Origin of the sequence: Pseudomonas sp. DTU_2021_1001937_2_SI_NGA_ILE_001, from assembly GCF_032463525.1 — a bacterium.
In the GTDB taxonomy this organism is placed as follows: Bacteria; Pseudomonadota; Gammaproteobacteria; order Pseudomonadales; family Pseudomonadaceae; genus Aquipseudomonas.
Genome location: NZ_CP135971.1, coordinates 55,611 through 82,190, shown reverse-complemented (window position 1 = coordinate 82,190; position 26,580 = coordinate 55,611). Strand labels below are relative to the sequence as shown.

The following is a 26,580-nucleotide window of genomic DNA, read 5'->3' as shown; positions in this document are numbered from 1 at the left end:
TATGGAAAGCAGCGTTCTACAGAGGCTATCGGCACAATGGCAGAATACTTGGGCTCTTTCTCACATCAACTGGCGGTCCGCTCGGGCAGGTCGATACGGACACGCAGGCCTTCGCGAGGCCCGTCAAGCAATGTCAATGTGCCACCCCATGTTTCCACGATATCACGAACGATGCCCAAGCCAAGCCCGTGGCCGTCAGTTTGTTCGTCAAGCCGTGTACCACGCGACAGAACCGCTTCGCGACGCTCTTCAGGGATTCCGGGACCATCATCATCGACCAGAATACAAGTGCCCTGCGGCCCATGGCTGATGCTCAGCCGAACCTCGCTGTCTGCCCATTTGCAGGCGTTGTCCAGCAGATTGCCCAGCAGCTCCAGCAGGTCTTCGCGATCCCACGGCAGGTAAAGCCCTGCCGGAACATCGTTATGCAGGTGCAGGTGCTCACCGTGGATCATGCGCAGGGTGGAGAACAGCCCCGGTAACTCTGCATCACAATCGAAGCGTGCCCCGGGCAGTGCATCGCCCGACAACCGTGCACGATTGAGTTCACGCTCCAGGCGATGCTGGATCTGTTGCAGCTGCTCCTGCAGGGTTCTGCGCAATTCAGGACGCTCGTCGAGCTGGGCACTGGAGGCCAGGCTCATCAGCACCGCCAGCGGTGTCTTCAGGGCATGCCCAAGGTTGCCCAGTGCGTTGCGCGAGCGCTTGAGGCTGTCTTCGGTGTGCGCCAGCAGGTGGTTGATCTGATCCACCAGGGGCTGCAGCTCCAGAGGCACCTGATCGTCGAGCTGCGAACGCTGCCCCTGCTGCAGCTGGCGGATCTGCTTGCGCACCTTGTCGAGCGGCTGCAATGCACGGCGAACCGTGACTCGTTGCAGCGCCAGGACCAGCAGCAAGGCCGCCAGGCCAAACGCCAAACCGATCTGCTGGACACGCTGGAAGGTCTGGCGCACGGGGGTGTAGTCCTGTGCCACGGTGATGAAGATCTGCTGGCCGAACTTGCGGTATTCAGCAGTCAGCAACAGCAGCGACTGGCCGGTCTTGCCCAGTTCAAGGTTGGCGTGTAGCCCGGTGGCGCTGGACTCAGGCAATTCGAAGTCCCATAGCGACCGGGAGCGCCAGTGCGCCTGCGCGAAATCCACCCGGAAATAGTGCCCGGAAAACGGCCGGTGGTAGGCCCCGGACAGACGATGCTCATCGAGCTGCAGGCCGGTAGGCCCACGCACGATCGCCGCCAGCAGGTTCTCGTTTTCGTTGCGCAGGCCTGACTCCAGGTAACGCTGCAAGCCCAGCTCGAACAACCACAGACTGGTCTGAGCCATGACCAGGCCGATCACCAGCATGATCGCTACCAGCCCCAGGCTGAGGCGTCGCTGGATCGACCTCAAGCGCCGGCCCCACCGTACAGGTAGCCCTGACCACGGCGCGTCTCGATCACCGAGCGGCCCAGCTTGCGTCGCAGATGGTTGACGTGCACCTCGATGACATTGGAGTCGCGCTCATTCTCGCCATCATAGAGGTGTTCAGAGAGATGGCTCTTGGAGAGGATCTGCTGCGGATGAAGCATGAAGTAGCGCAGCAGACGAAATTCTGCTGAGGTCAGCTGGATCTCCGTCCCATCGCGGGATACCGACTGGCGGTTCTCGTCCAGATGCAGGCCTGCGGCTTCCAGCTTGGGCTGGTTGGCCAGGCCGCGGGCACGGCGCAGCAGCGCCTGGATCCGCAGTTGCAGTTCTTCAGGATGGAAGGGCTTGGTCAGGTAGTCATCCGCGCCGGCCTTGAGTCCTTCGATACGTTCCGACCACGAGCCACGGGCAGTCAGAATCAGAACCGGTGTGCTCATGCCCTGGCTGCGCCAGTAGGCCAGCACTTCGAGACCTGGCAACCCTGGCAGGCCGAGGTCCAGCACGATGAGGTCGTAGGGTTCGCTCAAGCCCTGATATTGCGCATCACGTCCGTCTGCCAGCCAGTCCACGGCATACCCCTGTCTCGAAAGAGCCGACATCAGCTCATCGGCCAAGGGCACATGGTCTTCCACGAGCAACAAACGCATCAGTCCTCCTCATCTTTCAGCAAGCGACGGTCACGGGCATCGAACTTGATCTCGCGCACCACGCCTTCGGTGGTCACCAGCTCAACCTCGTACACGTAGACACCGTGCTTCTCTTCCAGCTCGGCCTCGAGCAGCCTCGACCCAGGGTAGCGTGACAACGCCAGGTCGATGAATTGCTCCAGCGGCAGAATCACCCCACGTTGACGCAGCTCAAGGGCCTCGTCCTGGTTCAGGTCGCGTGCCTGCGCAAGGGTGCACACCATGATGAGCCCCAGCAACACGACGCGGCATCGTTCGGCAGTCATTAGTTATCCTGATGGTTCTTGTAGATCTGCCCTGTCACGGCATCAAGTTCCAGATCCCATTCGATGCCCTGGCTATCGCGCAATTCCACTTGATACATGTATTTTCCGTATTCGCGCTCAAGCTCGGTACTGGTAATCCGTGCCCCTGGGTGCGCGCCCAAGGCCAGGGTATCGAGCTTCTCGAACGGCAGAATGACGCCGGCCTCTTTCAGGCGCAACATCTCATCCGCCGCGATATCTCGCGCCAGTGCGATGGGAGCCGCCAGGTTGAGCACGACGGCGGCCAGCCAGGTTACCTGGGTGTTCATCATGACCTCCATGAGTCTGCATAGGATCACGATACCGGCAGGAACTTAACTCAAGCTGAATTCCTCTGGCTAGATGCCATTACCCTTTCAGCCACGGCAGCCATGTCGTTTATGCCATCAACTGGTAAACTCCCCTGCTGAATCTCGCTACAGAGTCGCTATTTTGGAAATTTTCAAGGAATTCACCTTCGAGTCTGCCCATCGCCTGCCCCACGTGCCGGAAGGCCACAAGTGCGGCCGCCTGCATGGACACTCGTTTCGCGTCGGCATTCACCTGTCCGGCCCTGTCGATCCACATACCGGCTGGATCAGGGACTTTTCGGAGATCAAGGCGATCTTCAAGCCGCTCTATGAGCGACTGGACCACAACTACCTCAACGACATTCCCGGCCTGGAAAACCCGACCAGCGAAAACCTGGCGAAATGGATCTGGAATGAGCTCAAACCGCTGTTGCCCGAGCTGTCGGCCATCCGTATTCACGAAACATGCACCAGCGGCTGCGAGTATCGCGGCGACTGATCAGGCATGGCTGAGCCAAGACCGCCCAAGTGGCGGTCTTTTTTTGCACGCGGTTTATGTCAGGCGCTGGCTGATGAGGCGCCCAGATGGAGCCAATGCGGGTCTGATGTTTTCCCGGCGCAAAAGCAAAACCCCTGACCGCAGTGCGATCAGGGGTTTTGGTGTTTAATCTTGACGATGACCTACTCTCACATGGGGAAGCCCCACACTACCATCGGCGATGTGTCGTTTCACTGCTGAGTTCGGGATGGGATCAGGTGGTTCCAACACTCTATGGTCGTCAAGAAATTCGGTGGCCGGCGCGCCTTGCGGCGTTCCAGCAAATTCGGTTGTGAAACAAGCGGCAGTTTGTTTTCCAGCTTTCGGCTGTTGCGTCTTCACACACCGCCACTGCGGTGCAGATGGCTTGGGTGTTATATGGTCAAGCCTCACGGGCAATTAGTATGGGTTAGCTCAACGCCTCACAGCGCTTACACACCCCACCTATCAACGTCGTAGTCTTCGACGGCCCTTTAGGGGATTCAAGATCCCAGTGAGATCTCATCTTGAGGCGAGTTTCCCGCTTAGATGCTTTCAGCGGTTATCTCTTCCGAACATAGCTACCCGGCAGTGCCACTGGCGTGACAACCGGAACACCAGAGGTTCGTCCACTCCGGTCCTCTCGTACTAGGAGCAGCCCCTCTCAAATCTCAAACGTCCACGGCAGATAGGGACCGAACTGTCTCACGACGTTCTAAACCCAGCTCGCGTACCACTTTAAATGGCGAACAGCCATACCCTTGGGACCGGCTTCAGCCCCAGGATGTGATGAGCCGACATCGAGGTGCCAAACACCGCCGTCGATATGAACTCTTGGGCGGTATCAGCCTGTTATCCCCGGAGTACCTTTTATCCGTTGAGCGATGGCCCTTCCATACAGAACCACCGGATCACTAAGACCTACTTTCGTACCTGCTCGACGTGTGGGTCTCGCAGTCAAGCGCGCTTTTGCCTTTATACTCTGCGACCGATTTCCGACCGGTCTGAGCGCACCTTCGTACTCCTCCGTTACTCTTTGGGAGGAGACCGCCCCAGTCAAACTACCCACCATACACTGTCCTCGATCCGGATAACGGACCTGAGTTAGAACCTCAAAGTTGCCAGGGTGGTATTTCAAGGATGGCTCCACGCAGACTGGCGTCCACGCTTCACAGCCTCCCACCTATCCTACACAAGCAAGTTCAAAGTCCAGTGCAAAGCTATAGTAAAGGTTCACGGGGTCTTTCCGTCTAGCCGCGGATACACTGCATCTTCACAGCGATTTCAATTTCACTGAGTCTCGGGTGGAGACAGCGCCGCCATCGTTACGCCATTCGTGCAGGTCGGAACTTACCCGACAAGGAATTTCGCTACCTTAGGACCGTTATAGTTACGGCCGCCGTTTACCGGGGCTTCGATCAAGAGCTTCGCTTGCGCTAACCCCATCAATTAACCTTCCGGCACCGGGCAGGCGTCACACCCTATACGTCCACTTTCGTGTTTGCAGAGTGCTGTGTTTTTAATAAACAGTCGCAGCGGCCTGGTATCTTCGACCGGCATGGGCTTACGGAGCAAGTCCTTCACCCTCACCGGCGCACCTTCTCCCGAAGTTACGGTGCCATTTTGCCTAGTTCCTTCACCCGAGTTCTCTCAAGCGCCTTGGTATTCTCTACCTAACCACCTGTGTCGGTTTGGGGTACGGTTCCCGATTATCTGAAGCTTAGGAGCTTTTCCTGGAAGCATGGCATCAACCACTTCGCGTTCTAAGAACGCTCGTCATCAGCTCTCGGCCTTGGGATCCCGGATTTGCCTAAGATCCCAGCCTACCACCTTAAACCTGGACAACCAACGCCAGGCTGGCCTAGCCTTCTCCGTCCCTCCATCGCAATAACCGGAAGTACAGGAATATTAACCTGTTTTCCATCGACTACGCTTTTCAGCCTCGCCTTAGGGACCGACTAACCCTGCGTCGATTAACGTTGCGCAGGAAACCTTGGTCTTTCGGCGTGGGAGTTTTTCACTCCCATTGTCGTTACTCATGTCAGCATTCGCACTTCTGATACCTCCAGCAAGCTTCTCAACTCACCTTCACAGGCTTACAGAACGCTCCTCTACCGCGTCATCAAAGATGACACCCGTAGCTTCGGTGCATGGTTTGAGCCCCGTTACATCTTCCGCGCAGGCCGACTCGACTAGTGAGCTATTACGCTTTCTTTAAAGGGTGGCTGCTTCTAAGCCAACCTCCTAGCTGTCTAAGCCTTCCCACATCGTTTCCCACTTAACCATGACTTTGGGACCTTAGCTGACGGTCTGGGTTGTTTCCCTTTTCACGACGGACGTTAGCACCCGCCGTGTGTCTCCCACGCTCGGCACTTCCAGGTATTCGGAGTTTGCATCGGTTTGGTAAGTCGGGATGACCCCCTAGCCGAAACAGTGCTCTACCCCCTGGAGTGATACGTGAGGCGCTACCTAAATAGCTTTCGAGGAGAACCAGCTATCTCCGAGCTTGATTAGCCTTTCACTCCGATCCACAGGTCATCCGCTAACTTTTCAACGGTAGTCGGTTCGGTCCTCCAGTCAGTGTTACCTAACCTTCAACCTGCCCATGGATAGATCGCCCGGTTTCGGGTCTATACCCAGCGACTGATCGCCCTATTAAGACTCGCTTTCGCTACGCCTCCCCTATACGGTTAAGCTTGCCACTGAATATAAGTCGCTGACCCATTATACAAAAGGTACGCAGTCACCTAACAAAGTAGGCTCCCACTGCTTGTACGCATACGGTTTCAGGTTCTATTTCACTCCGCTCTCCGCGGTTCTTTTCGCCTTTCCCTCACGGTACTGGTTCACTATCGGTCAGTCAGTAGTATTTAGCCTTGGAGGATGGTCCCCCCATGTTCAGACAAGGTTTCTCGTGCCCCGTCCTACTCGATTTCATGGCCAAGAGATTTTCGCGTACGGGGCTATCACCCACTATGGCCGCACTTTCCAGAGCGTTCCGCTAATCTCAAAGCCACTTAAGGGCTGGTCCCCGTTCGCTCGCCACTACTAAGGGAATCTCGGTTGATTTCTATTCCTCAGGGTACTTAGATGTTTCAGTTCCCCTGGTTCGCCTCCTGCACCTATGTATTCAGTGCAGGATACTCAGCTTGTGCTGAGTGGGTTCCCCCATTCAGAGATCTCCGGATCACAGTCTGTTTGCCGACTCCCCGAAGCTTATCGCAGGCTACCACGTCTTTCATCGCCTCTGACTGCCAAGGCATCCACCGTATGCGCTTCTTCACTTGACCATATAACCCCAAGCTATCTGGTTATACTGTGAAGACGACATTCGCCGAAAGCTTGAAAAAACAAACTTTCTTTGCCTTAGCCTGCGGCCCACCAGTGAAAGTGGTCCACAGTCTAAATCTTGTTTCACATCCGAATTTTTAAAGAACGATCTGACAAAGGTCAGAAATCAGCATTTCCACCTGGCACTTCAGGCAAATGCTCATTTCTAAGCTCTGACAACAACAAGCAGACCAGAATATGGTGGAGCCAAGCGGGATCGAACCGCTGACCTCCTGCGTGCAAGGCAGGCGCTCTCCCAGCTGAGCTATGGCCCCAGGGAACTGGTAGGTCTGGGCAGATTTGAACTGCCGACCTCACCCTTATCAGGGGTGCGCTCTAACCAACTGAGCTACAGACCTATATGCAGGCTGCTATCGTCTTCGACAAGGAATCAAGCAATTCGTGTGGGAACTTACGACGCAGCTGGGTCGTCGATTAAGGAGGTGATCCAGCCGCAGGTTCCCCTACGGCTACCTTGTTACGACTTCACCCCAGTCATGAATCACACCGTGGTAACCGTCCTCCCGAAGGTTAGACTAGCTACTTCTGGTGCAACCCACTCCCATGGTGTGACGGGCGGTGTGTACAAGGCCCGGGAACGTATTCACCGCGACATTCTGATTCGCGATTACTAGCGATTCCGACTTCACGCAGTCGAGTTGCAGACTGCGATCCGGACTACGATCGGTTTTGTGAGATTAGCTCCACCTCGCGGCTTGGCAACCCTCTGTACCGACCATTGTAGCACGTGTGTAGCCCAGGCCGTAAGGGCCATGATGACTTGACGTCATCCCCACCTTCCTCCGGTTTGTCACCGGCAGTCTCCTTAGAGTGCCCACCATAACGTGCTGGTAACTAAGGACAAGGGTTGCGCTCGTTACGGGACTTAACCCAACATCTCACGACACGAGCTGACGACAGCCATGCAGCACCTGTCTCAGTGTTCCCGAAGGCACCAATCTATCTCTAGAAAGTTCACTGGATGTCAAGGCCTGGTAAGGTTCTTCGCGTTGCTTCGAATTAAACCACATGCTCCACCGCTTGTGCGGGCCCCCGTCAATTCATTTGAGTTTTAACCTTGCGGCCGTACTCCCCAGGCGGTCAACTTAATGCGTTAGCTGCGCCACTAAAATCTCAAGGATTCCAACGGCTAGTTGACATCGTTTACGGCGTGGACTACCAGGGTATCTAATCCTGTTTGCTCCCCACGCTTTCGCACCTCAGTGTCAGTATGAGCCCAGGTGGTCGCCTTCGCCACTGGTGTTCCTTCCTATATCTACGCATTTCACCGCTACACAGGAAATTCCACCACCCTCTGCCCTACTCTAGCTTGCCAGTTTTGGATGCAGTTCCCAGGTTGAGCCCGGGGATTTCACATCCAACTTAACAAACCACCTACGCGCGCTTTACGCCCAGTAATTCCGATTAACGCTTGCACCCTCTGTATTACCGCGGCTGCTGGCACAGAGTTAGCCGGTGCTTATTCTGTCGGTAACGTCAAAATCGCCACGTATTAGGTAACGACCCTTCCTCCCAACTTAAAGTGCTTTACAATCCGAAGACCTTCTTCACACACGCGGCATGGCTGGATCAGGCTTTCGCCCATTGTCCAATATTCCCCACTGCTGCCTCCCGTAGGAGTCTGGACCGTGTCTCAGTTCCAGTGTGACTGATCATCCTCTCAGACCAGTTACGGATCGTCGCCTTGGTGAGCCATTACCTCACCAACTAGCTAATCCGACCTAGGCTCATCTGATAGCGTGAGGTCCGAAGAGCCCCCACTTTCTCCCGTAGGACGTATGCGGTATTAGCGTCCGTTTCCGGACGTTATCCCCCACTACCAGGCAGATTCCTAGGCATTACTCACCCGTCCGCCGCTCTCAAGAGAAGCAAGCTTCTCTCTACCGCTCGACTTGCATGTGTTAGGCCTGCCGCCAGCGTTCAATCTGAGCCATGATCAAACTCTTCAGTTCAATACTGCTTGGGTTTTTAAGAAACCCTAAACTTGGCTCAGCAATCTCAAATGACTATGTGATTTCTCGCATGGTCACTTACGTTGCTGATAATCTGGTGACTCTCAGTCTGACAGCGCAAGCACCCACACGAATTGCTTGATTCAGTTGTTAAAGAGCGGTTGGTTGAGCCTTTCGCTTCAACCGAGGCGCGCATTCTACGCTAACCTCTTAATCTGTCAAGCGTTTATTTTCAGAAGTTTCAATCTCGATTCAAACTTCGAAACGCTTGCGTGCCGAGCGATCATTCGATCATCTCGTCAGCGGGAGGCGAATCTTACAGCATCCTAAGTTGCTGTCAACTGCCTTTTTCACCGCCGGAATCCGAAGATTCGCACCACTTCTTTCGCTTCACCTTAACTCGTTGATTCTCAAGGAGTTTTCGGTGCATTCCGCGTTGGAAGTGGTGCGCATTATAAGGACATCTGAAAGGCCGTCAACTGTTAATTTCAAATCGACCTGAAATTAATCTACTGCGCACTATATTGCGCAAAGACGTGATTGCTGCGCATCATAGCCGTCATTCTTCATATGTACTATCCAGAGCCCCTCATGACTTCACCCCGCCGCCTAGCCCCCATTCTCTTTCCCCTGGGGTTGCTGTTGATCGCCATGGCCTCCATCCAGACCGGCGCGTCGCTGGCCAAGAGTCTTTTCCCCGCAGTAGGGGCACAAGGCACCACGACCCTGCGCCTGGTATTCGCCAGCCTCATCATGATTCTGGTCCTGCGCCCATGGCGAGCACGCTTCAACCCGCGCGCACTGAGCATGATCGTTTTCTACGGCATGGCATTGGGAGGCATGAACCTGCTCTTCTATATGTCGCTACGCAGCGTGCCCCTGGGGATTGCGGTAGCGCTCGAACTCACCGGACCACTGACCGTCGCACTGCTGTCTTCGCGCAGGGCCATCGACTTCATCTGGATCGGCCTGGCTGCAGCAGGGCTCTTATTGCTGATCCCGAGCAGCCAGACCGGCACATCCCTCGACCCAGTGGGCGCAGCCTATGCACTGGGTGCCGGCGCCTGCTGGGCCGCCTATATCGTGTTCGGGCAGAAAGCCGGCGAGCACAATGGCGTTCAGACCGCCGCACTCGGCGTCATCGTCGCCACCTGCTTCGCTGCACCTTTTGGCATTGCGCATGCAGGCTCTTCATTACTGGATGTATCACTCATACCCGCTGCGATCGGCGTCGCAGTGCTGTCGACCGCCCTGCCCTACAGCCTGGAAATGGTGGCGCTGACCCGCATGTCGGCACGTACCTTCGGCACACTGGCAAGCCTGGAGCCCGTCTTCGCCGCACTCTCCGGCCTGCTGTTCCTGCAGGAACAGCTGAGCCTGCTGCAATGGATGGCCATCGGGGCAATCATTCTGGCCTCCATGGGCGTGACCTTTTCCAATACCCCGGAGCAACCCAAATGGGTGCCCGCCGACTGACCTGACACTGGCAGGCGCAAAAGGCGCTGGTAATTGTCATGCTTATGGGCGATGGTTGGGCAATGTCTGGGAAACGTCCCGACCCGAACCATTTCGAGGTTCCGGTCACTGGCACATACCCAGATATTCGAGCCGATTCAAAGACGTGGCCGGTTAAGGAACGGGATGAAATACATCTTCATGCTTCTGGCGCTGATGACTGTAGCGGGGTGCACCGCAACATCCGCGCCGATCAAACAGACCAAACGCGGCATTCACATCAGTTGCTCAGGGCTCTCCTCTTCATGGGAGAAGTGTTACGAACAGGCGGTCAGCGTCTGTGAGTCCAGCCAGTACCGGGTGATCGCCAAGTCTGGCGACGTCGTCGAAGACCCTGGCGACTACCCCTTCGGGATCAACCCGGCAGGCTATACCAGCCGGAGCATGATCATCATCTGCAAGAAACCTCGCCTCTGACCCCGCGCCGCCTCACACGGCGGCGGTTCTTTCCTGCAACCAGGCCAGGGCCGCCCCCTGCAACAGCGGGCTCAGACGTTCGCTGACCTGCGCATGATAGGCATTGAGCCAGGCCTTCTCTTCTCCCGTCAGCATGCCAAGGTCCAGGCAGCGAGTATCGATCGGGCACAGGGTCAGGGTTTCGAAACGCAGGAACTCACCAAACTCGCTCTGCCCGGCTTCCTGATTGATCACCAGGTTCTCGATCCGTACGCCCCAGCGCCCAGGCCGGTAGGTTCCGGGCTCGATGGAAGTGATCATGCCCGCCTGCATTGCCGTCTGCGGTGTGGTCGGCGCCTGATAGGCGATCACCTGCGGTCCTTCATGGACGTTTAGGAAATAGCCGACTCCATGACCGGTGCCATGGCCATAGTTAACCGAATCGGCCCAGATCGGCGCCCGTGCAATGGCATCGAGCAGCGGCGAAAGAATGCCCTTGGGAAACTGGGCACGCGACAAGGCAATCACGCCTTTGAGCACCCGGCTGCAATCCTGCTTCTGCTCCAGGCTAGGCTGCCCGACCGGAACCATGCGAGTGATGTCGGTGGTCCCCCCCAGGTATTGACCACCCGAGTCGATCAGCAACAGTCCATCACCTTCGATCTGCGCATGCTCGGCCTCCGTGGCACGGTAATGCGGCATGGCACCATTGGCGTTGAACCCGGCGATGGTCGCGAAGCTGGGGCAGACATAGCCAGGCCGACGCTTGCGCGCCTCGCCCAGTTGCTCATCGATGGTCAACTCGCTGACCGGCTCCCGACCCAGAGCGCCATCGAGCCAAGCGAAAAACTCGCAAAGTGCCGCACCATCCTGCTCCATCGCACGACGGATATGTCGCGTGTCTTCCTCACTCTTGCGCGACTTGAACAAGGTGCTGGGATTCAACCCTTCCACCAGGCTGACTTCGCTGTCGAGATAATCGAGCAGGCCACAGGTCACCCGCGCCGGGTCGACCAGCATGCGTGCACTACCGGGCACTTCGCGCAGGGCTGCACCGATCTGGGTGTACTCCAGCAGTGAAACACCATCGCGCTCCAGGCTCTCGCGGACGAAGCGGCTGACCTTGTCACCGCCCACGAACAGCGTGACGCTTTGCGGACCGATCAGCGCGAAGGCGATGAACACCGGGTTATAGGAGACATCCGAACCCCGCAGGTTGAACAGCCAGGCGATGTCGTCGAGGGTGGCGATGAAGTGCCAATCCGCACCGCGCTCGGCCATGGTTTCACGCACTCGGCGGATCTTCTCCAAACGCCCGACCGATGCCTGCGGTGGCAGGTGCTCGTAAACCGGGTTGGCCGGCAAGGCAGGCCGGTCCTTCCACAACTCCAGAAGCAAGTCCACATCGGTACGCAGCCGGGCGCCCCGCTCGTAGAGCTTGCTGGCCAAGGTACGCGAGGACGCCACGGCCAGCACTGCACCGTCGACGGCGACCACGGTGTCGGCCACGGCCTGGTCGGCCAGCCATTCCAGTGGCCCCTGCTGGCCGGGCATCAGCTTGACCAGTTCGATACCGCTGCCGGCCAGCTCCTTGAGGGCCTGCTCCCAATAACGGCTGTCGGCCCACAGGCCTGCAAAGTCCTGGGTAATGACCAGCGTCCCGACCGAACCGTTGAAGCCCGATAGCCATTGGCGTCCCTGCCAGTAGCCAGGCAGGTACTCGGAGAGGTGTGGGTCTGCGGACGGAACCAGCCAGGCATCGATAGCCTCGCGCTGCATGATCGCGCGGGCCCGCGCCAGCCGCTGCGCGACCACGCCGTTGGCATTGGTGTGTGTAGTCATTCCCTCTCCTGCTGATTCGGTTTCATTTCATCGCCCGCAGATAATGGAACACCCGCCAGGACGGGGCAACCGTCGTCGGCCTGCCGTTGCGCGCCGTTGTCAGGGACCTGAAAAAAACCGTCAGGTCCTGACAGGCATAAAGTTGTCGGGGCGGCGACATATAAATGACGTCTTTATATCGACGCTTTTTAATTCAATTACTTAGCGTTATTTCCTGATACTTATCAAAAATTTAACAGGAATTTGACGAAATAGTTTGACAGATGGCCAGACACCCTCAATATATAGGTCTGTCTGAAGATTCCCAGCTTGTATGCCAGCGCCACAGAGCACTGCATCGGAATCCTCGCCTTGACTCCCTACCGAAGTACCTCTGGACGTTAGTTGTTTCCTCCGTGCGGCCTCGCACGGCTGGATGCCTGTCGACTCGCATCGTCTTCTGACCCGGCTGGATGCCTCCGGCCTGGCGGTAGCTTTGCCCAGTTCTTTCCGACCGCCGCGCCTGCCATGGCCTTGGTCGTTCAAGCCTGCTGCCGGAGACCTGGTCTTCTGGCGGTAGCGTGCCCGAACAATCGCCCAATCCGACACGGCCGCCCGACTAGGCGGAGCCTGCCGTCATTGCGCATTGCCACGACCGACATGGAGGTTCAGATGATTAACGTGACCAAGACTTACCTGGGCGACATCGACCAATTCAAGCGCTACGTCGAAGGCATCTACAGCCGCGGCTGGCTGACCAACCACGGCCCGCTGGTCATGGAACTGGAAGCCCGCCTGCGCGACTTCCTGGGTGTCCGTCACGTGATCCTTACCAACAACGGCACACTGGCGTTGCAGATCGCCTACCGAGCCCTGGGTCTGAGCGGCAGCGCAGTGACCACACCGTTCAGCTTCGTCGCCACCAGCAGTTCGTTGCAATGGGAAGGTATCCGTCCGGTGTTCGCCGATATCGATCCGCACACCTGGAACCTCTCGCCACAGAAAATAGAAAGCGCCATCCAGAGCGACACCAGCGCCATTGTCGCCACCCATGTGTTCGGCAACCCCTGCGCGGTGGAAGCCATCGAGGCGATCGCCCGGCAACGCAACCTCAAGGTGGTCTATGACGGCGCACACGCCTTCGCCGTCCGCCATGCCGGGCGCTCCGTATATCGCTGGGGCGATATCAGCACCCTGAGCTTCCATGCCACCAAGCTGTTCCACACCATCGAAGGCGGCGCCATCGTCACCAACGACGACGAACTGGCGCAACGCGTCAAGCTGCTGTGCAACTTCGGCATCGCCGACGTCGACCGCATCGAAAGCATCGGCATCAACGCCAAGCTCAATGAGTTCTGCGCAGCGATGGGCCTGTGCATCCTCGACGACCTCGACCACATTCTCGACGCACGCGCCGAAATCGCCAGGCGCTACCGCTCGCGCCTTGGCCAGTATCTGGACCTGCAACAGCCCGCCGCCGACAGCCTTCTCAACCACAGCTACTTTCCGGTCGCCCTGCGCGATGAGCCGCAGCTGCTCAAGGCCCGGGCCGCCCTCAACGCCCAGGGCATCAACCCGCGCCGCTACTTCTATCCCTGCCTCGACACCCTGGAATACCTGCAACCGCAGCAGGGCCAGCCATTCGCCCGGGCCCTCAGCGACCGGGTGCTGTGCCTGCCGATCTACCCCGGCCTGCACCCCGAAGACCAGGATCAGGTCATCGAAACGCTGCTGCACAGCTGCAGCCCGCACACCGCCAGCTCGGCCATGGCCGAAATCGGGTAATCCGCATGTCGGTGATTCGCAATACGGCGCTCAATTATGTCGGGCAGGCCTACGTGATGCTCGTCGGCATCGCGATCATGCCGTTCTACCTCGCACACCTGGGCGCCGAAGCCTACGGCCTGATCGGCTTTTTCACCGTGCTGCAAGCCTGGTTGCTGCTGCTCGATGCCGGGTTGTCGCCCAGCCTGGTACGTGCCGTGGCGCGGCAGAGCACGGACCCCATGGCGCACCGGGCGACGGGTCGGCTGCTACGCTCGTTCGAGTGGCTGTTTCTGCCCCTGGCCGCAGGTTGTGTCATGGCCGTGGACCTGGCCAGCCCATGGATGGCCAACCAGTGGCTGAATGTACAGCAGCTTTCAGCGCAGACCGTCAGCGAATGCATCGCGCTGATGGGTGTGGTAATCGCTCTGCGCCTGTACGCCACCCTCTACCGCAGCGGCCTGCAGGGCCTGGAACAGCACGCCTGGCTCAACGCTGCGAATGTGGCCATTGCCAGCCTGCGCTACTTCGGCGCCTGGTTGCTGGTCAGCGATTTTTCCCAGGATGTGCGCGACTTCTTTCTGTTCCAGGTCGCGGTCAGCCTGGTCGAAACCCTGCTGTTCGCCACCAGGGCCTGGCAGCAGCTGCCCGCACGCCTGGCCTGCTTCGACATGCCCCAGTTGCGCCAGGTCCTGCCCTTTGCCGCCGGCATGTCACTGACCGCCGTGCTCTGGGTGGTGCTTACCCAGCTGGACAAGGTGCTGCTGTCCGAGCGCCTGCCCCTCGCGGAATACGGCTATTTCTCGCTGATTGCCCTGGTCGCCAACGGCCTGCTGACCCTGACCAACCCGCTGGTGCAGACCTTGCTGCCGCGCCTCACCCGGCTGCTTGCCGAAGGTCGGGAGGCTGACATGCACGGCCTTTACCTGGCCGCCCATCGCTTTGTCTGCACCTTGCTGTTCCCGCTCGCGGGGGTGATTGCCCTGCACGGCGAAGCGCTGATCCTGGCCTGGACCGGCGATATCGCTGCAGCACGCTGGAGCCAGCCCGTGCTGGGCTGGTACGCCGTCGGCAGTGCGGTGATGGCCATCAGCGGATTCCAGTTCTATCTGCAGTACGCCCATGGGCAGATGCGCCTGCATGTGGTTTACAGCCTGGTCTCGGCGCTGATCACCGTGCCGGTGATGATCTGGGCGGTCGCTGCGCTGGGCGTGCTCGGCGCTGCCCTGGCCTGGACCGCACTGCGCCTGGTGTCACTGGCCCTGTGGCCGTTGATCGTGCACCGCCATCTGGCGCCGGGCATCCATGGCGTCTGGCTGCGCGACCTGCTGCGCATTACCGCCATGACTGCACTGGGCCTGGCGTTGAGCGCCCCGCTGTTCGAGCTGATCGCCGGCGGCGGACGCGCCGGTCTGCTGCTGGCCCTGGCGGCCAGCGGCCTGCTCACCCTGGCACTGGTCGCCCTCAGCGACCGACCGCTGATGCACAAGATCCTCCTGACCCTGAGCAAACCGAGTACCTGAGCCATGGATGCCTTTGCCCGCCCCGCGCGCCCCGAATCGCCGCAGCCTCCACTGTTGAGCATCGTCTGCCCGGCCTACAACCAGGAAGCCTTCATCGCCCAGACGCTGGATGGTTTCCTGGCACAACAGACCGATTTCACCTTCGAGATTCTGGTCAACGACGACGCCTCCACCGACGGCACCGCGCGCATCATCGCGCGCTATGCCGAACGCTACCCGCACATCATCCGGCCCTTCTACCACGAGCAGAACCAGTTTCGGCAGGGCAAACCCTGTGTGCCGGCGCTGTTCCTCGAAGCCCGGGGGCGCTACATCGCCTTCTGCGAAGGCGATGACTACTGGACCGACCCGCGCAAATTGCAGTTGCAGGTGGACTTTCTGGAGCGCAACCCCGACTACGTGATCACCTATCACGACGCGATCGCCTTCGACGACAAGCGCCAGTACGGCGTGCAGTTGCAAGGCGAACTGCGCCGCGATGCCAGCGCCCTGGAACTGCAGAAGGCCCGCCCCATCTCGACCCTGACCACCTGCTTTCGCAACGTGCTGACACGCATGCCGCCGGAACTGCAGATCCAGGTCGCCCCGCTCAACGACCTGTGCTGGTGGTCGCTGCTGGGTGCCTACGGCAAGGGCAAGTTCATGGAGCAGATCAAGCCGGCGGCCTACCGCCTGCACCCCGGCGGGATCTTTTCCATGCGCAGCGACAAGCGCAAGTTGCACATGAGCCTGCAGACCTGCTCCAGCCTGGCCAACTACTACCACCGCCTGGGCAACCAGGCACTCTACGAGCATTTCCTGGTGCAGAACGTCTGCCTGTCACTGGCCGCGCTGTCACCTCGTCACAAGTTCCAGGCGCTGCTGCAGACCGCCGTCAACGTGCTGATCAATCTGGGGCGGCGTTTGCGCCTGTCCGGCAGGAGCGCCCATGTTCAGTGAGGTCCTGGTGGTCTGCGTGGGCAATATCTGCCGCAGCCCAATGGCCGAGGCCATCCTGCGCCAGCGCCTGGCGGGCAGCCGTATCAGTATTCGCTCGGCAGGCCTGCGCGCCTTGGCCGGCGCCCCCATGCACGAGCTGGCCCAGGCGGTGCTGCACGACCACGGCATGCCGTCGCCCGGTCACCAGTCGCGACAGCTCGACCGGCCCATGCTGCGCCGCGCGCAACTGGTCCTGGCGATGGAACGTACCCACCTGGACAGGCTGCTGCACCTGGCCCCGGAAATACGCGGCAAAGCCTTTCTGATCAGCCAATGGCAACACCCCAGCGAAGTTGCCGACCCCTACCGCCAGCCCAGAGCGGCTTTCGAGCAGGCCTACCAGCTGCTGTGGCGCAGTGTCGGCGACTGGCTTCCTTACATTGAGTCGGGAGATCCGAAATAGATGAACGCCATGAATCGTCCTTCGCTGGACGCCCCTCACGACAGCCGGATCGACCTGGCCACCCTGCTGCACCTGTTGCTCGACCACAAGCGCCTGATCCTCTGGCTCACCGGCCTGAGTTTCGTGATTGGCGTGCTCTACAGCATTCTTGCCACGCCCATTTACCAGGCCTCGGCGATGATCCAGATCGAGCCGCGCAAGATCGGCATCGAAGGCATCCCCGAAGTCAACAACAAGCCGATGTCGGCCTCGCCGGCGGCCACCGAGATCGAGCTGATCAAGTCCCGCGCACTGCTGGTCAAGGTGGTCGATGACCTGCGCCTGAACATCGAAGCCAGCCCTGATCGCCTGCCGGTCATCGGCGCCTGGCTGTTTCGGCGCTTCCAGCCTGAATACCCCGGGCAACTGGCCGAGCCCTGGTTCGGCCTGGACGGCTATGCCTGGGGCGGCGAAAAGCTCGACGTGTTCCAGCTCAGCGTGCCCGAGGCGCTTCTCGGCGAATCGCTGAAGCTGGTGGCCGGCAAGACCGGCCAGTACCAGTTGCTGGACGCTGACGGCAACCTGCTGCTCAACGGCGTGGTGCGGCGTAGCAGCCAGGGGCATGGAGTGACCATCCAGGTGGCCGAACTCAACGCCCGCCCCGGCACCGAGTTCACCTTGTCACGCCAGCGCACACTGAGCAGCGCTTTGCTCTGGCAGGACCGCCTGAAAATCACCGAAGCCGGCAAGGACTCGGGAATCATCTACCTCTCGCTGCAAGACCCCGAGCCGGAAAAGGCCAACCGCATCCTCAACGAAGTCAGCCGCCTGTACGTGCGCCAGAACGTCGAACGCAGCTCGGCAGAAGCCGCGCAGCGCCTGGAGTTCCTGCGCTCGCAACTGCCCATGGTGCGCAAGCAGCTGGAAGAGGCGGAAATGGCCCTGCAGAAATTCCAGACCAGCGCGCGCTCGGTCGACCTGTCCATCGAGACCAAGGGGGTACTCGACCAGGTGGTCGACCTGGACAACCGGCTGTCCGAACTCAAGCTCAAGCGCGTCGAGCTCGAACGCCTGTACACCCACGAACACCCGACCTACCGCAGCCTGATGAGCCAGATCGGCCAGCTGGACAGCCAGAAGCAGCTGCTACTGAAGAAGATCGACAGCCTGCCGCAGTCGCAGCAGGAGCTGTTGCGCCTGACCCGAGACATGCAGGTCATCAGCCAGACCTACACGCTGATGCTCAACAAGAGCCAGGAACAGGACATCCTGCGCGCCGGCAGCATCGGCAACGTGCGGATCATCGACAACGCCGACACCAACGTCGAGAAGCCGGTCAAGCCGATGAAGAAACTGGTAGTGCTGATCGCCACCCTGGCTGGCGCGCTGCTGGCGGTGATCATCATTTTCATCCGCCAGGCCTTCTACCGCGGCATCGAGAACCCCGAGGTGATCGAGCACCTGGGCATGCCGGTGTACGCCTCGCTGCCGTTCTCGCGCCAGCAGGAACGCCTGGACAAACTCACCGCCGCGCCGGGTCTGCCCCGTGAATCACGGCTGCTCAGCACCCGGGCGCCGGAGGAACTGGCCCTGGAATCGCTGCGCAGCCTGCGTACCAGCCTGCACTTCGCAATGCTCGAAGCGCGCAACAACGTGCTGATGATCACCAGCCCGCTGCCCGGCGCCGGCAAGTCGTTCGTCTCGGCCAACCTGGCGGTGATCATCGCCCAGACCGGCAAACGCGTGCTGCTCATCGACGCCGACATGCGCCGTGGCTATCTGCACAAGGTGCTGGGCCTGCAACCGCGCCACGGGCTGTCCGACACCCTCGCTGCGCGGCTGCCCTGTACCGAGGTGATCAACCGCACCGAAGTGCGCAACCTGGACTTCATCTCCTGCGGCTTCGCTGCGCCCAACCCGTCGGAACTGCTGATGCATGACAACTTCGGCAAGGCGCTTGGCGAGCTGTCGGCGCTGTACGACCTGATCATCATCGACACCCCGCCTATCCTCGCTGTCACCGACGGCACCCTGGTCGGGCGGCAGGCCGCCACCTGTCTGCTGGTGGCGCGCTTCGGCCTGACCACCAGCCGCGAGCTGGAGGCCTGCAAGCGCCGCCTCAACCAGAACGGCATCGTCATCAAGGGCGCGATCTTCAACGCCGTGGTGCGCAAGGCGTCGACCGCCGAGTACGACTGCACCACCTATGGCTACAGCTACCACCCCGTTCGCCAGTGAACCGGAATCAGATACCCCGCGACTCGCAAAAGGAGCTTCACCATGGCCAGGACCATCGCAATGATGCAGCCGTATCTGTTCCCCTACCTGGGCTACTTCCAGCTCATCGCCGCCGCCGACGTGTTCGTGCTCGGTGACGACCTGCAGTACATCCGCGCCGGCTGGGTCAACCGCAATCGCATCCTGTGCGATGGCGCGCCCCGCCTGCTGACCTTCCCGGTCAAGAAGGACCGCTTCGAACTGCCGATCCGCCAACGGCGCCTGGCAGACACCTTCTTCGAGGTCGAAGCCGACCGGCTGCTCAACCTCATCACCCAGAGCTACCGCAAGGCGCCCTGCTTCGCGCAGGTAATGCCATTGCTGGAGCGCCTGGTGCGTTTCCCGCAGCACAACCTGGCGCTGTATGCGGAAAACGCGCTGCGCGAAGTGTGTGCCTACCTGGGCATCAGCACGCCGATCCTGCGCGGCTCGGACCTGCGCCTGGAGTCCTGCACAGACAAACAGGACCGCGTCATCAACATCGCCCAGCTGTTCTCGGCCCGCACCTTCCTCAACCCCATCGGAGGCTTCGAGCTGTACGACCGCGACCGCTTCGCACGCCATGGCCTGCTGCTGCGCTTCTTCAGCATGAACCCGGTCAGCTACCAGCAGTTCGGCGCGGAGTTCGTCTCCAGCCTGTCGATCATCGATGTGCTGATGTTCAACAGTGTCGCCCAGGTCCAGGCGCTGCTCGGCAGTTTCACGGTCAGCGAAGGCGGCGCCGCCAACGACCCCTGCATGGACGTCGAGCGTGCCTCGGTTCCGAACCACCTGGCGGTGGAGTGAAGCCATGACTGCGAGCAACGCACCGGCACGCTGGTATCTGATCCAGACCCGCCCCCGCCAGGACGCCCGCGCCCTGGAACACCTGCAGCGCCAGCACTTCGAATGCTACCAGCCGATCACCACCCGGGCCGGCGTGCGCGAAGCGCTGTTTCCCGGCTACCTGTTCATTCGCATGGACCAGTTGCAGGACAACTGGTACCCGATCCGCTCGACCCGTGGCGTGGCGCGGATCGTGACCTTCGGTGGTACACCCGCGCCCGTGCAGGACCTGTTGATCGAACAGATCCGCCAGCGCCTGGCCACGCCGGCCGCGCGTGAGGTATTCGCCCAGGGCGAGCCGGTGCTGGTACGCAACGGCGGGCTGCCGGAGGTGGAGGCCATCTTCCTGGCCCTGGACGGCACCGAACGCGCAGTGATCCTGCTCAACCTGCTGCAACGCCAGCACCGGGTGGTCCTGCCCCTCGCCCACCTGAGCCGGGCGTCGGCGCGGGCCTGAGCCATTCTCGACCAACGACGGAACCTTCCATGTCCAAGCAGACGACGCTGGTGACCCTCACCTACGGTAACCGCTACGACTACCTGCACACGCTGATCAGCCGCTCGCTGCAAAGCCCGCTGATCGGCCAGGTGCTGGTGGTCAGCAACGCCTCGACCGCCCCGTTGGGCAAGCTGACCGAGCAATGGCCCGAACAGGTCAGGGTCATCAGGCTCGATCGCAATACCGGCTCTGCCAACGGCTACGCGGTGGGCATCCAGGCCGCGCTGGAAAGCGGTGCGCAATTCCTGTGGCTGATGGACGACGACAACGCCCCGACCGTGCATGCCGTGGCCACGCTGCACGAGCGCCTGCAACGCCTGGCCCAGGTCCATGGCCTGGACAAGACCGCCGTGCTGGGCTTTCGTCCAACTCACCAGGCCGACATTGCCGCCGGTGTGCCGCAGCGCTATGCCGTGCAGCGCCGCTCGAGCTTTCTCGGCTTTCATGTCGCGCACCTGCCCTACAAGTTGTGGCGCCGCCTGCCCTGGGGCCGCCCGCAGGTGAACGGCAGCCTGCCGGCACTGGTGCAGCTGCCCTTCGCCACCTACGGTGGCCTGCTCGCCCATCACAGCCTGTACCGCAAGATCGGCCTGCCGCTGGAAGCCCTGAAGCTGTATGCCGACGACAACGAATACACCTGGCGCATCACCGCCACGGGCGGGCGCCTGTTCCTGGTGCCCGACGCCCTGCTCGACGACCTGGAGCACTCCTGGAACATCAAGGCACGCAGCGGCAACGTCTACGAGAACTACCTGCTCGGTGACTCGGACCTGCGCGCCTACTACGGGGCCCGCAACCAGGCCTGGTTCGACAAGCACATCTGGGCCGAGTCACCGTTGGTGTACCAGTTCAACCGCTGGCTGTTCCTGCGCCTGCTGCGCGTGTTCGCCCGGCGCTGCAAGGCCGCCGCGCGCCTGAAACTGCTTGAGCAGGCCATCGCCGACGGCGAGTCGGGCCAACTGGGCCTGCACAGGTCCTACCCGCTATGAAGCTTCTGTTCCTGAGCAGCCTGTACGCGCCGGACATCGGTGGCGGTGCGGAAATCATCCTGCAGCGTACCGTCGAGGGCCTGCGCGCCCGCGGCCATCAGGTAGTGGTGCTGGCCACCGGCGCCAGGGCCGGCCTGCACCGTGAAGAGGTCAATCAGGTGCGCGTCTACCGCGCCGGGCTGCACAACTTCTACTGGCATTTCAGCCCACGGCGACGCAGCCGTCTGGCGCGCCTGGCCTGGCACCTGCGCGACCGCGACAACCCCGGCATGCGCCGCCCGCTGCGTCGGGTCATCGAACTGGAACAACCCGACCTGGTGGTGTGCCACAACCTGACCGGCTGGTCGGTGTCGGCCTGGGACGAAATCAGCCGTTGCGACTTGCCCATCGTCCAGGTGCTGCACGACCTTTACCTGCTGTGCCCGAGCAGCACCATGTTCAAGAAGGGCCGCGACTGTCGGCAGCCTTGCGGGCTGTGCAGCCGCTTTCGCCAGGGCCATGCAGAGCGTTCCATGCAGGTCGATGCGGTGGTGGGGGTCAGCCGCTTCATGCTCGAACGCCTGCTCGGCCAAGGCTACTTCCAAGGTGCGCACAGCCAGGTGATCTATAACGCCAGCCCCTATGCGCCGATGCCGGAGCCGGTCGGCCCGGCAAGTCCGCCAGCGCCGTTGCGCTTCGGCTACCTGGGCACGCTGTCCGAGCCCAAGGGGGTCGGCTGGATGATCGAGCAGTTCAAGCGCCTGCCATTCGATGCCAGCCTGGCCATCGCCGGGCGCGGCCAGGAAGACGACGAGCGAGGCTTTCGCGCAATGGCCGCCGACGATCCGCGCATCCGCTTCGTGGGCTACCAGCAGCCACGGGACTTTTATGCCGGCATCGATGTGGCGCTGGTGCCGTCGATGTGGAACGAGCCCTTCGGCATGGTCGCCGTGGAAGCCTGTGCGCATTCGCGGCCGGTGATCGCCAGCCGCATGGGCGGCCTTACCGAGATCATTCAGGACTCGCTCAACGGTCTGCTGTGCAGCCCCGACGACCCGGACTCCCTGGGCCTGGCCATGCTACGGCTGCACCAGCAACCCGACCTGCTGGCGCGCCTCGCCGCCCAGGCGCGGCGCAGCGTGGCGGGCCTGCTGGACCTGGAACTGATGCTCGACAGCTACGAACGGGTATTCACCCACACCCTGCAGACACGCTCGGCAGCGCCCCGGCCCAACCCGGCGTGAACCCCTTCATCGCGTGCCTCGGACGGCACGCTCACTCCGACCTATGGACACCGTCATGATCGTGATCAATGCCCGCTTCCTGACCCAGGACACCAGCGGCGTGCAACGCTATGCCGAACAGCTCTGCCTGGCCTTGCGCCCGTTGCGCGACGACCTGCTGTTCGTCGCCCCTCACGGCATCCGCAACCAGGCTGCCGCCCGCGCACTGCAGGTACAGTGCATCGGTCGCAGCAAGGGCCATCTGTGGGAACAGCTGGACCTGCCGTTGTTCCTGCGCCGCCAGGGCAACCCGCTGCTGCTCTCGGTGGGCAGTACCGGGCCGATGTTCTACGCCAACCAGATCGCCACCCACCACGACATCACCTATGTGCACTACCCGCAAAGCTACACCTGGCGCTTTCGCGCCGCCTACCGCAGCATCATGCCGGTGCTGCTGGCGCGGGTCAGGACGCTGATCACCAGCAGCGAGTTCTCCCGGGCCGAGATCGCCGGCTTCTACGGCCTGCCCCGCGAGCGCATCCTGGTGCTGCCGGCAGCGGTCAACGAGAGCTTTCGTCCGGCCGCCGTGAACAGCGCGACACCCTACCTGCTGGCGGTGTCGTCGCCGAACCTGCACAAGAACTTCCAGCGCATGATCCAGGCCTTCCTGGCCCTGCGCGGGCATCCGCAGCTGCAATTGCACATCGTCGGCGCCGCCAGCAGCCTGTTCGCCGACCCCGACCTGCAGCGCCTGGCCTGCCGCGACCCGCGCATCCGCTTTCTCGGGCGCCTCGACGACAGCGAACTGATTGCCCAGTACCAGGGCGCCACGGCCTTCGTGTTTCCGTCGCTGTACGAAGGCTTCGGCATTCCACCACTGGAAGCCCAGGCCTGCGGCTGCCCGGTACTCGCCTCGGGCAGCGCATCGATTCCCGAGGTGCTGCAAGACAGCGCGCTGTACTTCGACCCTTTGGACGTCGCGCAGATGACTGCCGCCATGCAGCGCATGCTGGCCGAACCCGAACTGCGGCACTACCTGCGGCAGAAAGGCCTGGCCAACGTGGCGCGCTTCGACTGGCGCCATTCGGCCCAGCGCCTGGCCCGTCACCTGCAGCACCTGCCCGCCGTTGGCGCCGGGCAGGCCACCGTGCAGAACCCCTGAAACCCACTGCCACGCGCCTGGCCATCTGCCGTCCGTGCCTGATGTAGCGCACCTTTTACATCAAGGAAACCCCATGAAAATCGCCATCGTCCACGACTGGCTGGTGACCTATGCCGGCGCCGAACGCGTGCTCGCCTCGCTGCTCAAGGTCTGGCCACAGGCCGATCTATTCGCCGTCATCGACTTTCTCAGCGACCACGACCGCGCTCACCTCGGCGGCAAGGTCGCCACCACCAGCTTCATCCAGAAGTTGCCCGGCGCGCGTCGGCATTACCAGCGCTACCTGCCGTTGATGCCCCTGGCGATCGAACAACTGGACCTGTCCGACTACGACCTGGTGATCAGTAGCAGCCACGCGGTGGCCAAGGGCGTGCTGACCGGCCCGGGCCAACTCCACGTAAGCTACGTGCACTCGCCGATCCGCTATGCCTGGGACATGCAGCACCAGTACCTGCGCGAATCGGGGCTGCAAAAGGGCCTCAAGGGCCATCTGGCGCGTCTGCTGCTGCACTACATGCGCCTGTGGGACCAGCGCACCGCCGCCGGGGTCGACGAGTTCGTCGCCAACTCGGCGTTCATCGGCGCGCGTATCGAAAAGGCCTATCGCCGCAGCGCCACGGTGATCCATCCACCGGTGGACACCCGGCATTTCACGCCCCTGGGGCTGCGCCAGGACTATTACCTCACCGCCTCGCGCATGGTGCCCTACAAGCGTCTGCCGCTGATCGTCGAAGCCTTCGCGAAAATGCCCGACAAACGCCTGGTAGTGATCGGCGACGGCCCGGAGATGCCCAGGGTCAAGGCGCTCGCCACGCCCAACGTGAGCCTGCTCGGCTACCAACCGCCCGAGGTACTGCTCGAACACCTGCGCGCGGCCAGGGCCTTTGTGTTCGCCGCCGAGGAAGACTTCGGCATCAGCCCGGTGGAAGCCCAGGCCTGCGGCACCCCGGTGATTGCCTACGGCAAGGGCGGCGCGCTGGAGACCGTGCTGGGCCTGGAACACCCAACACCCACCGGTGTGCACTACCCGCGCCAGGACGTCGCCGCGCTGATCGCCGGCGTGCAAGACTTCGAAGCCGCACGCTCGCGCATCAGCGCCTGCGCCTGTCGCTTGAATGCCGAACGGTTCTCTGCCGAGCGCTTCGAGCAGCAGATCAGCGCCTTCGTCGAAGCGCGGCTGGCCGCTGCTCGCCAGGCTCGACGCAGCGCCCTGCAATGGCAGACTGCGCTGCCTGGCGATGAGCCTGTGCCACGCGCCGTGTCCACCGAGTCGCTTTAGGAGGGCCAGCCATGGACATTCCGGTTCGCGGCATCCTCCAGGCCCATCAGTCGGCCCTGTCGGTCGCCCATCGCCTGCTCGACCTGCTGGTCATCGTGCTGGTCGGCTACTGGCAGCATCAGCAGCAAGGCCTGCTCAGCACCACGGAAATCTGGCTGCAGATTCTCTTCGCGGTGCTGGTCTTTCACTGGCTGAGCGAGTTTCATCAGCTGTATGGTTCCTGGCGCGGTCAGCGCATTCGCGGTGAGCTGGTCAAAGTCTTCACCTGGTGGGCCCTGACCTTCGTCCTCCTGCTCTCGGCCGACTACCTGCTGCTGGGCCGCCGCGATCTGCCGACACCGTGCCAGATGGGCTGGTTCGCCCTGGTGCTGGCGTTGCTGTGCGGCTACCGGGTGCTGATCCGCCTGGCCCTGCATGCCTTGCGGCGGCGTGGCTTCAACACCCGCCGGGTGGCCATCGTCGGCACCGGCCCGGTCGGCGCCAGCCTGGCGCGCTCGATCAGCGCCGCACCGTGGATGGGCCTGAAACTGCTGGGCTTCTACGATGCCACGCCGCAGCAAATGGACCTCGGCGCCCGCAGCTTGCGCCCGCAGGTGCTCGGCGGCCTGGAGCAGCTTATCGAGGATGCTCGTCAGGGACGCATCGACAAGGTCTACATCACCCAAGCCGAGCCGCACCTGCGGGAACTGATCACCGGGCTGTCGGACACCACTGCCTCGGTGTACCTGATTCCCGACGTGTTCACCTTCGAGCTGCTGCACGCACGCAGCGAAAGCATCAACGGGCTGCCGACCATCAGCATCTTCGACTCGCCCATGGACGGTGCCTGGAGCCTGGTCAAGCGCGTCGAGGACGTGCTGCTGGCAAGCCTGATCCTGCTACTGATCGCCGTGCCGATGCTGCTCATCGGCCTGGCCATCAAGCTGACTTCGCCCGGTCCGGTGCTGTTTCGCCAGCGCCGCTACGGCCTGGATGGCCGGCCGATCATGGTGTGGAAATTCCGCAGCATGACCGTGCAGGAAAACGGTGCGCAGGTGCGCCAGGCCACGCGCCAGGATCCGCGCGTCACGCCGCTGGGGCGTTTCCTGCGGCGCACCTCGCTGGACGAGCTGCCGCAGTTCTTCAACGTGCTGCGCGGCGACATGTCCATCGTCGGCCCACGCCCGCACGCCGTCGCCCACAACGAGCAATACCGCCGCCAGGTGAGCGGCTACATGCTGCGCCACAAGGTCAAGCCGGGCATCACCGGCTGGGCCCAGGTCAACGGCTGGCGCGGCGAGACCGACACCCTGGACAAGATGCGCAAGCGGGTCGAGTTCGACCTGCAATACATCCAGCACTGGTCGCTGTGGCTGGACCTGAAAATCATCCTGCTGACCCTGTTCAAGGGCTTTCTCAACAAGAACGCCTTCTGACCCCGCACCGCCTCATCCCTGCGTACTCTCAGAAAGGAAACCACCC

20 protein-coding genes, 2 tRNA genes and 3 rRNA genes are annotated in these 26,580 nt (G+C 61.4%); 15 read left to right on the top strand and 10 right to left on the bottom strand.

Going from position 1 to position 26,580, the window contains the following annotated elements:
• Window positions 1-65: 65 nt before the first annotated feature.
• The 4 genes from RRX38_RS00380 to RRX38_RS00365 are packed head-to-tail and all read right to left on the bottom strand — an operon-like array spanning window position 66 to window position 2,666.
• Entirely contained in the window at window positions 66-1,388 is a 1,323-nt protein-coding gene (locus RRX38_RS00380; RefSeq protein WP_315961058.1) for a sensor histidine kinase, read from the bottom strand.
• A complete protein-coding gene (locus RRX38_RS00375) occupies window positions 1,385-2,053 on the bottom strand; it encodes a response regulator transcription factor (protein ID WP_315961057.1) in 669 nt (222 codons plus the stop codon). Before RRX38_RS00375 ends, RRX38_RS00380 begins: the two co-directional genes overlap by 4 nt.
• Window positions 2,053-2,358, bottom strand: coding sequence for a PepSY domain-containing protein (locus RRX38_RS00370; RefSeq protein WP_315961056.1), 306 nt, complete (start codon window positions 2,356-2,358; stop codon window positions 2,053-2,055). Before RRX38_RS00370 ends, RRX38_RS00375 begins: the two co-directional genes overlap by 1 nt.
• Window positions 2,358-2,666: a PepSY domain-containing protein gene (locus tag RRX38_RS00365; protein WP_315961055.1), complete on the bottom strand. Its 309-nt coding sequence runs from the start codon at window positions 2,664-2,666 to the stop codon at window positions 2,358-2,360. The genes RRX38_RS00370 and RRX38_RS00365 overlap by 1 nt, the downstream gene beginning before the upstream one ends.
• 163 nt (window positions 2,667-2,829) lie before the next feature.
• On the opposite strand from RRX38_RS00365, the gene queD reads away from it, so the two are divergent.
• Entirely contained in the window at window positions 2,830-3,186 is a 357-nt protein-coding gene (gene queD / locus RRX38_RS00360) for a 6-carboxytetrahydropterin synthase QueD (RefSeq protein ID WP_144403353.1), read from the top strand.
• Window positions 3,187-3,355: 169 nt separating this feature from the next.
• Here the strand turns inward: queD and rrf are convergent.
• The 5 genes from rrf to RRX38_RS00335 form a co-directional block, all read right to left on the bottom strand.
• A 5S ribosomal RNA gene (rrf, locus tag RRX38_RS00355) occupies window positions 3,356-3,471 on the bottom strand.
• A gap of 132 nt (window positions 3,472-3,603) precedes the next feature.
• Window positions 3,604-6,494 (bottom strand): 23S ribosomal RNA (locus RRX38_RS00350).
• A 239-nt stretch (window positions 6,495-6,733) separates the two neighbouring features.
• Window positions 6,734-6,809, bottom strand: a tRNA-Ala gene (locus RRX38_RS00345).
• 7 nt (window positions 6,810-6,816) lie between these two features.
• A tRNA-Ile gene (locus RRX38_RS00340) sits at window positions 6,817-6,893 on the bottom strand.
• 77 nt (window positions 6,894-6,970) lie between these two features.
• Window positions 6,971-8,507, bottom strand: a 16S ribosomal RNA gene (locus tag RRX38_RS00335).
• The 16S, 23S and 5S rRNA genes sit together here with 2 tRNA genes alongside, the layout of an rRNA operon.
• A 591-nt stretch (window positions 8,508-9,098) precedes the next feature.
• Between RRX38_RS00335 and rhtA the strand changes: the two genes are divergently transcribed.
• Both rhtA and RRX38_RS00325 read left to right on the top strand, forming a co-directional pair.
• Window positions 9,099-9,983, top strand: a complete 885-nt coding sequence (gene rhtA, locus RRX38_RS00330) for a threonine/homoserine exporter RhtA (protein WP_315961054.1) — start codon at window positions 9,099-9,101, stop codon at window positions 9,981-9,983.
• Between the two features lie 165 nt (window positions 9,984-10,148).
• On the top strand, window positions 10,149-10,439 hold the full coding sequence (locus RRX38_RS00325; protein WP_295477311.1) for a hypothetical protein: 291 nt from the start codon (window positions 10,149-10,151) through the stop codon (window positions 10,437-10,439).
• 12 nt (window positions 10,440-10,451) lie between these two features.
• On the opposite strand, the gene RRX38_RS00320 is transcribed toward RRX38_RS00325, so the two are convergent.
• A complete protein-coding gene (locus RRX38_RS00320) occupies window positions 10,452-12,260 on the bottom strand; it encodes an aminopeptidase P family protein (RefSeq protein WP_315961053.1) in 1,809 nt (602 codons plus the stop codon).
• A gap of 651 nt (window positions 12,261-12,911) precedes the next feature.
• Between RRX38_RS00320 and RRX38_RS00315 the strand changes: the two genes are divergently transcribed.
• The 12 genes from RRX38_RS00315 to RRX38_RS00260 all read left to right on the top strand — a co-directional run bounded on the left by RRX38_RS00315 (window position 12,912) and on the right by RRX38_RS00260 (window position 26,534).
• Window positions 12,912-14,024 carry a DegT/DnrJ/EryC1/StrS family aminotransferase gene (locus tag RRX38_RS00315; protein ID WP_295477315.1) on the top strand — a complete coding sequence of 371 codons (1,113 nt, stop codon included), beginning with the start codon at window positions 12,912-12,914 and terminating at the stop codon, window positions 14,022-14,024.
• A gap of 5 nt (window positions 14,025-14,029) precedes the next feature.
• Window positions 14,030-15,526 (top strand): lipopolysaccharide biosynthesis protein, encoded by a 1,497-nt coding sequence (locus RRX38_RS00310; protein WP_315961052.1) that lies wholly within the window; start codon window positions 14,030-14,032, stop codon window positions 15,524-15,526.
• A gap of 3 nt (window positions 15,527-15,529) precedes the next feature.
• Window positions 15,530-16,465 carry a glycosyltransferase family 2 protein gene (locus RRX38_RS00305; RefSeq protein WP_315961051.1) on the top strand — a complete coding sequence of 312 codons (936 nt, stop codon included), beginning with the start codon at window positions 15,530-15,532 and terminating at the stop codon, window positions 16,463-16,465.
• Window positions 16,455-16,907 carry a low molecular weight protein-tyrosine-phosphatase gene (locus RRX38_RS00300; protein WP_315961050.1) on the top strand — a complete coding sequence of 151 codons (453 nt, stop codon included), beginning with the start codon at window positions 16,455-16,457 and terminating at the stop codon, window positions 16,905-16,907. Before RRX38_RS00305 ends, RRX38_RS00300 begins: the two co-directional genes overlap by 11 nt.
• Window positions 16,908-19,124 (top strand): polysaccharide biosynthesis tyrosine autokinase, encoded by a 2,217-nt coding sequence (locus tag RRX38_RS00295; RefSeq protein WP_315961049.1) that lies wholly within the window; start codon window positions 16,908-16,910, stop codon window positions 19,122-19,124. It begins immediately after the preceding gene.
• A gap of 42 nt (window positions 19,125-19,166) precedes the next feature.
• On the top strand, window positions 19,167-19,949 hold the full coding sequence (locus RRX38_RS00290) for a WbqC family protein (RefSeq protein WP_315961048.1): 783 nt from the start codon (window positions 19,167-19,169) through the stop codon (window positions 19,947-19,949).
• Between the two features lie 4 nt (window positions 19,950-19,953).
• On the top strand, window positions 19,954-20,445 hold the full coding sequence (gene rfaH / locus RRX38_RS00285) for a transcription/translation regulatory transformer protein RfaH (RefSeq protein WP_295477327.1): 492 nt from the start codon (window positions 19,954-19,956) through the stop codon (window positions 20,443-20,445).
• A 29-nt stretch (window positions 20,446-20,474) separates the two neighbouring features.
• The gene (locus tag RRX38_RS00280) at window positions 20,475-21,476 is read left to right on the top strand and encodes a glycosyltransferase (RefSeq protein ID WP_315961047.1); all 1,002 of its coding nucleotides are present in this window, start codon (window positions 20,475-20,477) and stop codon (window positions 21,474-21,476) included.
• Entirely contained in the window at window positions 21,473-22,699 is a 1,227-nt protein-coding gene (locus tag RRX38_RS00275) for a glycosyltransferase family 4 protein (protein ID WP_315961046.1), read from the top strand. The genes RRX38_RS00280 and RRX38_RS00275 overlap by 4 nt, the downstream gene beginning before the upstream one ends.
• Window positions 22,700-22,754: 55 nt before the next feature.
• Window positions 22,755-23,840, top strand: a complete 1,086-nt coding sequence (locus RRX38_RS00270; protein WP_315961045.1) for a glycosyltransferase family 1 protein — start codon at window positions 22,755-22,757, stop codon at window positions 23,838-23,840.
• 73 nt (window positions 23,841-23,913) lie between these two features.
• Window positions 23,914-25,119, top strand: coding sequence for a glycosyltransferase family 4 protein (locus tag RRX38_RS00265; RefSeq protein ID WP_315961044.1), 1,206 nt, complete (start codon window positions 23,914-23,916; stop codon window positions 25,117-25,119).
• Window positions 25,120-25,130: 11 nt separating this feature from the next.
• Window positions 25,131-26,534, top strand: a complete 1,404-nt coding sequence (locus RRX38_RS00260; RefSeq protein WP_315961043.1) for an undecaprenyl-phosphate glucose phosphotransferase — start codon at window positions 25,131-25,133, stop codon at window positions 26,532-26,534.
• Window positions 26,535-26,580 lie beyond the last annotated feature (46 nt).

Coding starts and splice junctions, on each gene's coding strand:
- rfaH (WP_295477327.1), top strand. CDS start 19,954: ATGACTGCGAGCAACGCACCGGCACGCTGGTATCTGATCCAGACCCGC.
- RRX38_RS00300 (WP_315961050.1), top strand. CDS start 16,455: ATGTTCAGTGAGGTCCTGGTGGTCTGCGTGGGCAATATCTGCCGCAGC.
- RRX38_RS00260 (WP_315961043.1), top strand. CDS start 25,131: ATGGACATTCCGGTTCGCGGCATCCTCCAGGCCCATCAGTCGGCCCTG.
- RRX38_RS00305 (WP_315961051.1), top strand. CDS start 15,530: ATGGATGCCTTTGCCCGCCCCGCGCGCCCCGAATCGCCGCAGCCTCCA.
- RRX38_RS00280 (WP_315961047.1), top strand. CDS start 20,475: ATGTCCAAGCAGACGACGCTGGTGACCCTCACCTACGGTAACCGCTAC.
- RRX38_RS00320 (WP_315961053.1), bottom strand. CDS start 12,260: ATGACTACACACACCAATGCCAACGGCGTGGTCGCGCAGCGGCTGGCG.
- rhtA (WP_315961054.1), top strand. CDS start 9,099: ATGACTTCACCCCGCCGCCTAGCCCCCATTCTCTTTCCCCTGGGGTTG.
- RRX38_RS00290 (WP_315961048.1), top strand. CDS start 19,167: ATGGCCAGGACCATCGCAATGATGCAGCCGTATCTGTTCCCCTACCTG.
- RRX38_RS00315 (WP_295477315.1), top strand. CDS start 12,912: ATGATTAACGTGACCAAGACTTACCTGGGCGACATCGACCAATTCAAG.
- RRX38_RS00295 (WP_315961049.1), top strand. CDS start 16,908: ATGAACGCCATGAATCGTCCTTCGCTGGACGCCCCTCACGACAGCCGG.
- RRX38_RS00370 (WP_315961056.1), bottom strand. CDS start 2,358: ATGACTGCCGAACGATGCCGCGTCGTGTTGCTGGGGCTCATCATGGTG.
- RRX38_RS00375 (WP_315961057.1), bottom strand. CDS start 2,053: ATGCGTTTGTTGCTCGTGGAAGACCATGTGCCCTTGGCCGATGAGCTG.
- RRX38_RS00365 (WP_315961055.1), bottom strand. CDS start 2,666: ATGAACACCCAGGTAACCTGGCTGGCCGCCGTCGTGCTCAACCTGGCG.
- RRX38_RS00310 (WP_315961052.1), top strand. CDS start 14,030: ATGTCGGTGATTCGCAATACGGCGCTCAATTATGTCGGGCAGGCCTAC.
- RRX38_RS00275 (WP_315961046.1), top strand. CDS start 21,473: ATGAAGCTTCTGTTCCTGAGCAGCCTGTACGCGCCGGACATCGGTGGC.
- RRX38_RS00270 (WP_315961045.1), top strand. CDS start 22,755: ATGATCGTGATCAATGCCCGCTTCCTGACCCAGGACACCAGCGGCGTG.
- RRX38_RS00265 (WP_315961044.1), top strand. CDS start 23,914: ATGAAAATCGCCATCGTCCACGACTGGCTGGTGACCTATGCCGGCGCC.
- RRX38_RS00325 (WP_295477311.1), top strand. CDS start 10,149: ATGAAATACATCTTCATGCTTCTGGCGCTGATGACTGTAGCGGGGTGC.